The following is an 11,484-nucleotide window of genomic DNA, read 5'->3' as shown; positions in this document are numbered from 1 at the left end:
CGGGCGGGAGTTCAGGACTCCTGCGGGGTAGCTGTCACGTCATGCTCGGGCACGGCCTGCCCGGAACGGATCAGTTCGATCCGCCCCATGACCTTGGAGCGCAGGTCGGTCGGCACGTCGTCCTGCCCGCAGCACCGCTTGACCAGCTTCTTCACGGCCTGCTCCAGGCCGTACTTCTCCAGGCACGGCGAGCACTCCTCGAAATGGTGCTCGAACTTGGTGCAGTCGGTGTCGGGCATCTCCCGGTCGAGAAACTCGTAGAGATGATCGAGGATCTCGCTGCAATCCGTTTCGTGCGGCTCTCCGCAGCTCATGAGCCCGAGCCTTTCGCTTCGTTCGACTCTCCGGCGCCGGCCGGGACCAGCCCGCGCTCACGGGCGTAGTCCTCGAGCATGCCGCGCAGTTGACGGCGGCCCCGGTGCAGCCGGGACATCACCGTACCGATAGGTGTCCCCATGATGTCCGCGATCTCCTTGTACGCAAAGCCCTCTACGTCCGCGAGGTAGACGGCGATGCGGAACTCCTCGGGGATCGCCTGCAGGGCCGACTTCACGTCCGAGTCGGGCAGGTGGTCCAGCGCCTGCGACTCGGCGGAGCGCAGACCGGTCGACATGTGCGACTCGGCGCGCGCGAGCTGCCAGTCCTCGATCTCCTCGGCCGCGGAGCGCTGGGGTTCGCGCTGCTTCTTGCGGTACGAGTTGATGAAGGTGTTGGTGAGGATGCGGTACAGCCACGCCTTGAGGTTGGTGCCCTCACGGAACTGGTGGAAGGACGCGTACGCCTTGGCGTACGTCTCCTGCACCAGGTCCTCGGCGTCGGCCGGGTTGCGCGTCATGCGCAGCGCCGCCGAGTACATCTGGTCGAGGAACTCGAGCGCGTCCCGCTCGAAGCGCGCGCTGCGCTCCGCGGGCGACTCCGCGCTCGTGCTGCCCTGGCCCTCGGGCTGCTCCGCCTGGCCGTGTTCGGTCCCTGCGTCGGTACCGGGAACCGGACCCACCTCCTCAAGATTTCGGGCGGGGCCGAGACCGGTCCCACCAGAATCGGAGGATAGAACACGATCCGGTCCGCCCGCCGCCCGAATCGGGGCGGCCTTGGCCGCATGCAGCACCGTCCAGTCCAGGTCGGCGCGGCTGCTGCGGCTCGGGCAGATGGTCGAACCCATGCGGCGGACTTCCTCTCCTACGACGTCGGTGCCGGTCTCCTCAGCACTTCTGTCCCGCTCAACAGAGGTCCGCCGCTCAACATTCCCGAGCCTTTACCCGAGTGACCGGACCCACTCCACCACCCCGTCCGTGACAACTGTCACGGCCTCCTCCTGGCCGATGTCCGCTCGTTTCGGCACGACGAAGCCGTGATCGGCGTACGGCACCTCGACCAGTTCGTACGACCCCTGCGGGAACTCCTCCGGCTTCCCGAACGGGTCGTTGCCGCCCTGGACGACGAGCGTGGGCACCCCGGCGCCGAGCAGTTCCCCGGCGCGGGACTTCTCCGGCCTGCCCGGCGGGTGCAGGGGGAAGCTGAGCGCGAGAACGGCGTGCGCGCCGAGCTCGACAGCCGTACGGCAGGCGACCCGGGCGCCGGCGCTGCGGCCGCCGGAGACCACCGGGAGGCCCGGCTCGGCCAGGGCCGGCCAGATGCCCCGCCATCCCGCGTCCAGCGTCTTCGGCGCGGGCGCCACCTTCTTGCCCGCCACCCGCCAGGGCTGTTCCACGAGGGCGACGGTGACGCCCTGCGCCGGGAGGACCCGCGCGAGCGCCTGGAGGTCGCGTGCCTCGATGCCGCCGCCGGCGCCGTGACTGACGGCCAGCAGCAGCCGGGGCCGCCTCGCCCGGTGCCAGGTGACGCGGGCGGCCCCGGCGTCGGTCTCGATGCTCTGCGTGGTCTGTTGCGTCACGTCAGAAGAGTGTGCCCTCTTCGGGGCCCTCCAGCTCCTTCAGCAGTTCCGGTCCGTTGTTGCGGACGTTGCTGACGGCCGTGGAGACGGGGTACGCGCGCATCAGCCCGGCGGGCGGCGGGGCGAGCAGTTCGCGCAGGTCGTCGGGGTCCGTGCGGGACGGGTCGAGCCAGGTGTCCCAGCGGTCCGGGGTCAGCATCAGGGGCATGCGCGGGTGGATGTCGGCGAGGGCGTGCGGCCCGTCCGCCGGGGCGACGGCCAGCGGGGTCGTCTCCGCCTCCGTGGTGATCACGGAGCACGTCACCCACCAGGCCCGCGGGTGGTCGTCGGGCAGGGTCTTGTCCCGCCAGAACTCGTACAGGCCGGCCATCGCGAACACCGACCCGTCGGCGGGGAGCACGAAGTACGGCTGCTTGCGCGGCCGCTTCTTCTTCCCCTCGACCTCCAGGTCCCGCTCCTGCGTGCCGGTGACCCACTCGTAGTAGCCGTCGGCGGGGATCACGCAGCGCCGGGTGGCGAAGGCACGGCGGTACGACGGCTTCTCGTGGACGGTCTCCGCGCGGGCGTTGATCATCCGGGCGCCGCCCTCGGGCGTCTTCGACCAGGACGGGACCAGTCCCCACTTCAGCTTGCGCAGTTGCCGAACCGGCCTCGGGTCCTCCGCGTCCTTGAGAGGGCGGTCCACGACGGCGTAGACCTCCTTGGTCGGCGCCACGTTGTAGTCGGGCGCCAAGGTCTCCTCGGGCTCCCACTTCTCGACCTCAAAGATTCCTGCGAGATCCTCGGGCCCACGACTCGCTGCATACCGTCCGCACATACGTGCCACACTGCCAGATTCGACGAGACCTACGGGAGCCACCGCCGACAATGCACACCATCGCATCCGACTCGCTCGCCTCCCTCTGGGACGAGGTCTTCGGCAGCCAGCCCGACCCCGATCTGTGGGTGGTGATCGCGACCCTCGTCGCCGCGCTCGCCGTCGTCGTCCCGCACACCCTGTGGCGTGTGGCGCGCAACGCCATCACCATCGCCCACGAGGGCGGCCACGGCCTGGTCGCCCTGCTCACCGGTCGCACCCTCACCGGCATACGCCTGCACTCCGACACGAGCGGCCTGACCGTCAGCCGCGGCAAGCCGCACGGCATCGGCATGATCCTCACCGCGGCGGCCGGCTACACCGCTCCCCCGCTCCTCGGCCTCGGCGGCGCCGCGCTCCTCGGCGCCGGCCACATCACCGCACTGCTGTGGCTGGCGACGCTGCTGCTGGTGGCGATGCTGGTGATGATCCGCAACGCGTACGGCGCGGTGACGGTCCTCGTCACCGGCGGCACGTTCGTGCTGGTGTCCTGGCTGGCGGGACCCCAGGTCCAGGCGGCGTTCGCCTACGCGGTGGTGTGGTTCCTGCTGATCGGCGGGGTGCGCCCGGCGTTCGAGCTCCAGGCGAAGCGGTCGCGAGGCGGGGCGGGGGACTCGGACGCGGACCAGTTGTCGCGGTTGACGCATGTTCCGGCGGGGCTGTGGCTGTTCCTGTTCCACGCGGTCTCACTGTGTTCCCTGATAGGCGGTGGCCGCTGGTTGCTGGAGGTCTGAAGCACCTCCCCAGGGGCGCGGGGCCATGCCGGCATGCGGTTGTGCCACATGGCGCGACCAGCCCCGACGGCGCCGCACCCGAACCACGGCCGACCATTAAAGTGGGCTCCATGGCCCCAAACCCCGCACACACCGCCCTCTGGCCCGCCCCGCACGCAAGCGGAGCCGTCGACGCGACGGTCCACGTGCCCGGGTCCAAGTCGGTCACCAACCGCGCCCTCGTGCTGGCCGCCCTCGCCTCCGAGCCCGGCTGGCTGCGCCGCCCGCTCCGCTCCCGCGACACCCTGCTGATGGCCGGCGCGCTGCGGGCGATGGGCGTCGCCATCGAGGAAGGGGTCGGCCCCGACGGCTCCGGCGAGGCCTGGCGCGTGCTGCCCACGGGCCTGTCCGGCCCGGCCACGGTCGACGTCGGCAACGCCGGCACGGTGATGCGCTTCCTGCCGCCGGTCGCCGCGCTCGCCGACGGCCCCGTCCGCTTCGACGGCGACCCGAGGTCGTACGAGCGTCCCCTGAACGGTGTGATCGACGCCCTGCGGGTCCTCGGCGCCCGGATCGACGACGAGGGCCGCGGCGCTCTGCCGCTGACGGTCCACGGCGGCGGCGCGCTGGACGGCGGCACGGTCGAGATCGACGCGTCGTCGTCCTCCCAGTTCGTGTCGGCCCTGCTTCTCTCCGGCCCGCGCTTCAACCAGGGCGTCGAGGTCCGCCACATCGGCTCGGCGCTGCCCTCCATGCCGCACATCCGGATGACCGTCGACATGCTGCGCTCGGTCGGCGCCCAGGTGGACACCCCGGAGTCGGGCGGCGAGCCGAACGTCTGGCGGGTCACGCCGGGCGCCCTGCTCGGCCGGGACCTGACCATCGAGCCGGACCTGTCGAACGCCCAGCCGTTCCTGGCGGCGGCCCTGGTGACCGGCGGCAAGGTCCTCGTCCCCGACTGGCCGGCCCGCACCACCCAGCCCGGTGACCGGCTGCGGGAGATCTTCACCGAAATGGGCGGTTCCTGCGAACTCACCGAGTACGGCCTGGTCTTCACCGGCTCGGGCGCGATCCACGGCATCGACGTCGACCTGGGCGAGGTCGGCGAGCTGACCCCGGGCATCGCGGCGGTCGCGGCCCTCGCGGACTCCCCCTCCACCCTCCGGGGCGTCGCGCACCTGCGGCTGCACGAGACGGACCGGCTGGCCGCGCTCACCAAGGAGATCAACGAACTCGGCGGTGACGTCACCGAGTCCGCCGACGGCCTGCACATCCGTCCGCGCCGACTGCACGGCGGGATCTTCCACACCTACGAGGACCACCGCATGGCGACGGCCGGCGCGATCATCGGGCTGGCGGTGGAGGGCGTACAGATCGAGAACGTGGCGACGACGGCGAAGACCCTCCCGGACTTCCCCGGCCTGTGGACCGGGATGCTCGGGGCGTAGGGACTCATCTCATGCGCCGCTACGGCAAGCACACCGACGAGGACGACATCCGCTCCCGCCCGAACCGCAAGGGCAACCGGCCGCGTACGCACATCCGCCCCAAGCACGAGGACGCGATCGAGGGCATGGTCCTCACCGTCGACCGGGGCCGTCTGACCTGCCTGGTCGACGACCGGATCGTGATGGCGATGAAGGCGCGCGAGCTCGGCCGCAAGGCCGCGGTGGTCGGCGACCGCGTGGCCATCGTCGGCGACATGACCGGCAAGAAGGACTCCCTCGCCCGCATCGTCCGCATCGCGGACCGGAAGTCGGTCCTGCGCCGCACGGCGGACGACGACGACCCGTACGAGCGCGTGATCGTCGCCAACGCCGACCAGCTCGCCATCGTCACGGCCCTCGCCGACCCGGAACCCCGCCCCCGCCTGATCGACCGCTGCCTGGTGGCGGCGTTCGACGCGGGCCTGGAACCCCTGCTGGTCATGACCAAGTCGGACCTCGCCTCGCCCGACAAGCTGTTGGAGCTCTACGGCCACCTGGACATCCCGTACGTGGTCACCAGCCGTGCGGAACTGGAGAGCGGCGACGCGGTGGGCCGGGTCCGCGAGCAGCTCGACGGCAGGATCACCGCCTTCGTGGGCCACTCCGGGGTCGGCAAGACGACCTTGGTCAACTCGCTGGTCCCGGAGGAACGCCGCCGGCTGACCGGCCATGTGAACGCGGTGACGGGCCGCGGCCGCCACACCACGACCTCGGCACTGGCACTGCCGCTCGCGGGCGACGCGGGCTGGGTGGTCGACACCCCGGGCCTGCGGTCGTTCGGCCTGCACCACGTGGATCCGTCCCGGGTGATCCACGCCTTCCCCGACCTGGAGCCCGGCACCGAGGGCTGCCCGCGCGCGTGCAGTCACGACGAGCCGGACTGCGCGCTGGACGCCTGGGTGGCGGAGGGCCACGCGGACCCGGCCCGGCTGTACTCGCTGCGCCGGATGCTGGCGACGAAGGAGCGCACGGAAGGCGACTGACCTCCGCGTTGTTTGTCCCGGGGTACGGCCGGTAAGGGCATAATCGCACCGAGCCGGATCCGAGCCTGACCAAAACCTGATGAAGCGGTCACACAACGCTGGGACACGTGGACATCTACGGGAGGACAGCACATGGCGTGGCTGCTGGTCGTCGTGGCCGGAATGCTCGAGACCGGGTTCGCCGTCTGTCTGAAGCTGTCGCACGGCTTCACCAGACTCTGGCCGACCGTCGCCTTCTGCATTTTCGCCCTCGGCAGCTTCGGCCTGCTGACCCTGTCGCTGAGAAAGCTCGACGTGGGGCCGGCGTACGCCGTGTGGACGGGCATCGGCGCGGCGGGGACGGCGATCTACGGGATGATCTTCCTCGGCGACATCGTCTCCACGCTGAAGATCGTCTCGATCAGCCTGGTGATCATCGGGGTGATCGGCCTCCAGCTGTCGGGCTCCGCCCACTGAGCGCGTCCGGGAGCATCCGAGAGGGTCCGACCGAGCAGAGGACGCTCATAAGACGAACTGGCGCTGTAAGGCGCTGTGTACGAGATCCGCGACGCCGCCCTCACCGGGCGGGGCCGACACGCAGGACAGGGCGAGCCGGACGACGAGTTCGCAGGAGCGGGCCAGTTCGGCGGTCTCCGACTTCGGTGTGCCGGGTCCGGCGAGAACCGTCACGGCCCGGTCGCGCACCAGGGCCACGAAGTCGCCGGGTGACGGCAGCGGGCCGTCCGCCCGGCGCTGTGCCGGTACGGCCGAGGAGGACGGCACCGCCGACAGGGTCGGCGAGGGCAGCCGCTCGCTCCAGCAGCCGGTGAGCATGGCGCGTACGAGCACGTTGTCGCGGGCCGTCGACGCGGTCCACTCGGCGGTGGCGGTCAGCCGGTCGCGGGCGTCGCCGGTCGCGGTGAGCGCACGCTCGATCCCGACGAGATAGCCGTCCGCCTCTCGCCTGACGAGGGCGCGGGCCAGACCTTCCTTGCTCCCGAACTCGTTGTAGAGCGTCTGCCGGGACACTCCGGCCGCCGCCGCCACGTCCACCATCCGCACAGCGGACCACGGCCGACGGACCAGCGCCGTGTATGCGGCGTCCAGCAGGGATTCCCGCGCTGCAGGCATCTTCGCCTCCCGAGGGCGAGCGGCACTGCGCCCAGATTTGACGCGGACGGAGTCACTGTCAAGGGTTCGCGACGGCACGCGGGGGCGCCCGAGCGGCTTTCGCGAGCTGTGGGCGCCCCGCTGCCGCCACGGCCGCGAGCGGACCACCACCCGGGGCCGCGCCCGGCACCCACCCCGGACCCCCCACCACCAGGCCCCCTGTAGCCCCGCACCACCACCGACAGATAGCGTTCCTCACATGCCGGACTACCACGACGACCTCCGCCTCGCCCACGTCCTCGCGGACGCCGCCGACGCGGCGACCATGGCCCGCTTCAAGGCCCTCGACCTCAAGGTGGAGACGAAGCCGGACATGACTCCGGTCAGCGAGGCGGACAAGGCCGCGGAGGAACTCATCCGCGGCCAGCTCCAGCGCGCCCGTCCCCGGGACGCGATCCTGGGCGAGGAGTACGGCATCGAGGGCACCGGGCCCCGCCGCTGGGTCATCGACCCCATCGACGGCACGAAGAACTACGTACGCGGCGTCCCCGTCTGGGCCACCCTCATCTCGCTCATGGAGGCGGCGGAGGGCGGCTACCAGCCCGTCGTCGGTGTGGTCTCCGCGCCCGCCCTCGGCCGCCGCTGGTGGGCCGCCAAGGGGCACGGCGCCTTCTCCGGCCGCAGCCTCACCTCGGCCTCCCGACTGCACGTCTCCCGCGTCTCGAAGCTCTCGGACGCCTCCTTCGCGTACTCCTCGCTCACCGGCTGGGAGGACCAGGGCCGCCTGGGCGGCTTCCTGGACCTGACCCGCGAGGTGTGGCGCACGCGCGCGTACGGCGACTTCTGGCCGTACATGATGGTCGCCGAGGGCTCGGTCGACCTGTGCGCCGAGCCCGAGCTCTCCCTGTGGGACATGGCCGCGACCGCGATCGTCGTGACGGAGGCCGGCGGCACCTTCACCGGCCTCGACGGCCGCCCCGGCCCGCACAGCGGCAACGCGGCCGCTTCGAACGGCCTGCTGCACGACGAGTTCCTGGGCTATCTGAACGAGCGCTACTGACGCCACTTGCGGCTTGAACCTGCGCGTTAGGACCGTCCTCACCCCTCCTGGGCCGTCGTGGGGCCGTCATCGGTCTTCGGGCCGTCCGCGAACGCGCGGTTGACCGCCTCCCGCGTGCGCTTCTCGCTGCTCGGCATCAGGTGCGTGTACGTCCGCAGCGTGAAGCCGGGGTCATGGTGTCCCAGGTACTCCGACAACGCCTTGATGCTCTCCCCCGCATCCAGCAGAACGGACGCGTAGAAATGCCTGAGCGCGTGCATGCCGTTCTCCCTGCCGCGCGGGATACCCGCCTTGTCGAGAGCGGGCCGCCATGCCTTGTCGTTGAAGACAAAGCGGTTCACCGCGCGCCCCTCGGCGTTGGGGAAGAGGAGGGACACCGTGACCGGTGAGCCGTCAACCGACCGCCACGGCAATGTCACTGCCAAGGGCGAATCCTGCGCGATATGAACCTCAAGCGCGCGAGCGACGCTCTCAGGCAGAGGGACGGTACGCGCCTTGCCACCCTTGGGTAGCGCGAACACCTGCTTCGCGGGCCCGGATCCCTTCGCCGTGAGAGGCAGGCACGATCGGTCAACGGAGCAGCCTGTGCCCGTACTTGTTCCACCCAGCCGGAAGACGGCTGCAAGTGGGTGCTGCGCTGCCGTCGATGCGCTGCGACCCCAACAAACCGAGTCGAAATCTCGGGCACCCATGCATCTACAAGGTACCTTTCACTCCGTACTCACGCTCTTCAAACTTTCTCCCATAGTTTTCAATATATCGAGATACGTAAGCTCTCTCGGCGTTACGTGGATTTGAATCTCATTAGCCAGGAGGAAGGGCTTTGATTCGCTGGAATAAACGGTTGCTTCATATCGCAATTTGGCAGTGCCATCAGTGCGCATATAGAGACCAGGCGAGAAGATTGTGCGGCCCACCTGCACCACCGAAACATCGAACTCGATCGCCCATTCACTTCGTGAAACCCTGGAAATTTCCATCGGGTCGACCGAATGGAAAGACAACCCACCGATGGCAACGCCTGAGCCACCTTTATTAGGCGGGGAGTAAAGCGGCGATCTGCTGAGCGTCACGGACCCTTCGGTTGTCATGCGCATTTGAACGTGCACATCGCGTACGGCTTTATAATCTGCTTCTAGTCCAAAACTGAAAAAAATCTGAGTTGAGATCTTCTCCGTATAATCCACAACCTTCCTGTAGTAGTTTTTATCCTCCCCTGTAGCGCTGATGTAGATTCGGGAGGTTGGATCAGATCCAGTCAAATACGTTCTGTGCTCGCCACCAACTTCCTTGGGGGTCACATAGTCAGGAATCTTGTCCCTGTCGACACAGACTAGCTTTTGCATATGTAGAGAATTCTCGAGGACCTGCTTACCCGGCTCCCTGGCTACGGAAAGAGTCAAAAGCTCGGAGCCTTCTGCAGTTCCGCCTGAAGTCTCCGCTTCAGCCGACTGACGCTTCGCGTCATTGGCCGCCATCTCCATAATCTTTGCAGAAATTTGACGCGAAAATTTATCCCGAAATTCTTGAATTGAAGAGTACGCTTCAATAAGACCCTGAGGGTACTGCCGTGCCTGAAATTCCCTTAGCCTCGACAGCTCTGCCAAATCCAGGTTTCCTGGGGGGACTGGGGCGTTCGAAAAGTACACCATGACTGGTTTTCCGGATTCACCGACGCGGGTAATTTCTTCCTCTGATCCACTCCCTGCCGTCGTCGTGGGTGTACCCAGACGTGTCCAGAACACGCCTACCGCCATATCGCAGCCGTCGACAAGTTGCCGATTGATGATCGATTGTGGCTCGGCACCCATTTCAGGATGCGCATGCGTTTCCCAGCGGAGAGGCAGGAGTACAACGCTTCGATCTCTAGAATTCAGATTATTCCACTCGTGGATAATCTCGGCAATTGCTTGGCGTTCTTCCTCAACATCCCCGGGGGATGCGACCAGTACGGTAAAAACGCGCGCGTCATACGACATGCTGAATCTTATCGCGAACCTGGCCCGTTCAGAGTGGCTTTCGCGTCCGCCTGTTGCGGTCGGCTACGACGCTTTGGCTGCACAGCCGGAGAGACGGCTCACAGGCACCCCACCGGGCCGCCTGTGGGCCGTCCGCGGGTGGCCGGCGACGACCAACAACGACCAAGGTCGACGGCAACCGCGCAGGCCTCAGGCCGGATGCGGCCCAACATCGCACGTGGCCCGGGAGGCGGTTCAATACGAGCGCTACTGAGCGGCACGATAGAGTGCGCACGCCCCCGATCGGCCGCACGCGCCCTCTTGTTGACCTCCGCTTTGCCTGCCACTCTGAGGGGACCCTCATTTGTGAACTTGTGAACCGCTGAACTATCGCAGCGGTTCCTAGGAGGTGACTCGGAACCCATGCTGGTCCGCGACGCCATGAGCACGGTCGTTCTCACCATCGGCCCCACCCACACCCTCCGCCAGGCCGCCGCCCTGATGTCCGCCCGCCGGATCGGCGCGGCCATCGTCCACGACCCGGACGCCGGGGGCATCGGCATCCTCACCGAACGCGACGTCCTCAACTCGGTCGGCCTCGGCCAGAGCCCGGACTCGGAACCCGTCCACGCCCACACCACCACCGACGTCGTGTTCGCCGCCCCGACCTGGACCCTGGAGGAGGCGGCCCGCGCCATGGCGCACGGCGGCTTCCGCCATCTCATCGTTCTCGACCACGACGAGCCGGTCGGCATCGTCTCCGTCCGCGACATCATCCGCTGCTGGGCCCCGGTCCGGCAGCAGGTACCGGCCTAGAGCCCGTCGTCGCACGCGAAGGGGCCGGACCCCCTCCCGGGAAGTCCGGCCCACCCGCCCACGACAAGCGATCCAGTGCTGGTGGTTCGTTCAGCCGCAACTACCACAATGGACAAAGTCCAAGTCATGCATTCATCCAAAGTAACACCTGGTCGCGACCTGGTCCTTCTGGCTGTTAGGCTGGTCGCATGAGTGACCTTCTGGAACGGCTGCGCGGACGCGGATGGCGGATGACCGCGCAGCGGCGCGTCGTGGCCGAGGTGCTCGACGGCGAACACGTCCACCTGACGGCCGACGAGGTCCACTCGCGGGCGGTCGCCAAGCTGCCCGAGATCTCGCGGGCGACCGTCTACAACACGCTGGGCGAGCTGGTTTCCCTCGGCGAGGTCCTCGAGGTCGCCACGGACCAGCGCGCCAAGCGCTACGACCCGAACGCACACCAGCCGCACCACCACCTGGTCTGCGCCCAGTGCGGCACCATCCGGGACGTCCACCCCGGCGGCAACCCGCTGGCCGATCTCCCCGACTCGGAGCGCTTCGGCTTCACCGTCTCGGACGTCGAGGTGACGTACCGGGGCCTGTGCCCGAACTGCGCGGCGGCGTAGCACTCTCCCTTTCGCAAGCCCCG

Annotated in this window: 13 protein-coding genes and 1 pseudogene; 7 read left to right on the top strand and 7 right to left on the bottom strand. The window is 68.5% G+C overall.

Annotation, left to right across the window (positions count from 1 at the left end):
* Nucleotides 1–11 precede the first annotated feature (11 nt).
* The 4 genes from rsrA to ACZ5XS_RS02685 all read right to left on the bottom strand — a co-directional run bounded on the left by rsrA (nucleotide 12) and on the right by ACZ5XS_RS02685 (nucleotide 2,711).
* Nucleotides 12–314 (bottom strand): mycothiol system anti-sigma-R factor, encoded by a 303-nt coding sequence (gene rsrA, locus ACZ5XS_RS02700; protein ID WP_217239453.1) that lies wholly within the window; start codon nucleotides 312–314, stop codon nucleotides 12–14.
* The gene (gene sigR, locus ACZ5XS_RS02695; protein ID WP_468647514.1) at nucleotides 311–997 is read right to left on the bottom strand and encodes an RNA polymerase sigma factor SigR; all 687 of its coding nucleotides are present in this window, start codon (nucleotides 995–997) and stop codon (nucleotides 311–313) included. Before sigR ends, rsrA begins: the two co-directional genes overlap by 4 nt.
* Before the next feature lie 258 nt (nucleotides 998–1,255).
* Nucleotides 1,256–1,894, bottom strand: a complete 639-nt coding sequence (locus ACZ5XS_RS02690) for an alpha/beta hydrolase family protein (protein ID WP_468647377.1) — start codon at nucleotides 1,892–1,894, stop codon at nucleotides 1,256–1,258.
* A gap of 1 nt (nucleotide 1,895) precedes the next feature.
* Nucleotides 1,896–2,711: an SOS response-associated peptidase gene (locus ACZ5XS_RS02685; RefSeq protein WP_217239456.1), complete on the bottom strand. Its 816-nt coding sequence runs from the start codon at nucleotides 2,709–2,711 to the stop codon at nucleotides 1,896–1,898.
* 50 nt (nucleotides 2,712–2,761) lie between these two features.
* On the opposite strand from ACZ5XS_RS02685, the gene ACZ5XS_RS02680 reads away from it, so the two are divergent.
* From ACZ5XS_RS02680 to ACZ5XS_RS02665, 4 genes are all read left to right on the top strand, one after another.
* Nucleotides 2,762–3,484, top strand: a complete 723-nt coding sequence (locus ACZ5XS_RS02680; RefSeq protein ID WP_468647376.1) for a M50 family metallopeptidase — start codon at nucleotides 2,762–2,764, stop codon at nucleotides 3,482–3,484.
* A 110-nt stretch (nucleotides 3,485–3,594) separates the two neighbouring features.
* Nucleotides 3,595–4,911, top strand: a complete 1,317-nt coding sequence (aroA, locus tag ACZ5XS_RS02675; RefSeq protein WP_468647375.1) for a 3-phosphoshikimate 1-carboxyvinyltransferase — start codon at nucleotides 3,595–3,597, stop codon at nucleotides 4,909–4,911.
* Nucleotides 4,912–4,922: 11 nt separating this feature from the next.
* On the top strand, nucleotides 4,923–5,933 hold the full coding sequence (gene rsgA / locus ACZ5XS_RS02670) for a ribosome small subunit-dependent GTPase A (protein ID WP_217239459.1): 1,011 nt from the start codon (nucleotides 4,923–4,925) through the stop codon (nucleotides 5,931–5,933).
* Nucleotides 5,934–6,065: 132 nt separating this feature from the next.
* Complete coding sequence (locus ACZ5XS_RS02665) at nucleotides 6,066–6,389, top strand: DMT family transporter (RefSeq protein WP_468647374.1); 324 nt, start codon at nucleotides 6,066–6,068, stop codon at nucleotides 6,387–6,389.
* Between the two features lie 45 nt (nucleotides 6,390–6,434).
* Here ACZ5XS_RS02665 and ACZ5XS_RS02660 read toward each other — a convergent pair whose 3' ends face one another.
* Nucleotides 6,435–7,043 carry a TetR/AcrR family transcriptional regulator gene (locus ACZ5XS_RS02660; protein WP_468647373.1) on the bottom strand — a complete coding sequence of 203 codons (609 nt, stop codon included), beginning with the start codon at nucleotides 7,041–7,043 and terminating at the stop codon, nucleotides 6,435–6,437.
* 238 nt (nucleotides 7,044–7,281) lie between these two features.
* On the opposite strand from ACZ5XS_RS02660, the gene hisN reads away from it, so the two are divergent.
* Nucleotides 7,282–8,082 (top strand): histidinol-phosphatase, encoded by an 801-nt coding sequence (gene hisN, locus ACZ5XS_RS02655; RefSeq protein ID WP_217239462.1) that lies wholly within the window; start codon nucleotides 7,282–7,284, stop codon nucleotides 8,080–8,082.
* Between the two features lie 38 nt (nucleotides 8,083–8,120).
* Here hisN and ACZ5XS_RS02650 read toward each other — a convergent pair.
* Both ACZ5XS_RS02650 and ACZ5XS_RS02645 read right to left on the bottom strand, forming a co-directional pair.
* Nucleotides 8,121–8,609: pseudogene (locus tag ACZ5XS_RS02650) on the bottom strand (tyrosine-type recombinase/integrase); the annotation flags it as partial.
* Nucleotides 8,610–8,792: 183 nt separating this feature from the next.
* Nucleotides 8,793–10,061: a hypothetical protein gene (locus ACZ5XS_RS02645; protein WP_468647372.1), complete on the bottom strand. Its 1,269-nt coding sequence runs from the start codon at nucleotides 10,059–10,061 to the stop codon at nucleotides 8,793–8,795.
* 402 nt (nucleotides 10,062–10,463) lie between these two features.
* Between ACZ5XS_RS02645 and ACZ5XS_RS02640 the strand changes: the two genes are divergently transcribed.
* Complete coding sequence (locus ACZ5XS_RS02640) at nucleotides 10,464–10,856, top strand: CBS domain-containing protein (RefSeq protein ID WP_468647371.1); 393 nt, start codon at nucleotides 10,464–10,466, stop codon at nucleotides 10,854–10,856.
* A 188-nt stretch (nucleotides 10,857–11,044) separates the two neighbouring features.
* Nucleotides 11,045–11,461, top strand: a complete 417-nt coding sequence (locus tag ACZ5XS_RS02635) for a Fur family transcriptional regulator (protein WP_468647370.1) — start codon at nucleotides 11,045–11,047, stop codon at nucleotides 11,459–11,461.
* Nucleotides 11,462–11,484: the final 23 nt, after the last annotated feature.

Source organism: Streptomyces sp. NPDC033131, from assembly GCF_055578365.1.
The sequence above is the reverse complement of the archived record's forward strand: the minus strand, read 5'-3'. Positions and strand labels throughout refer to the sequence as shown.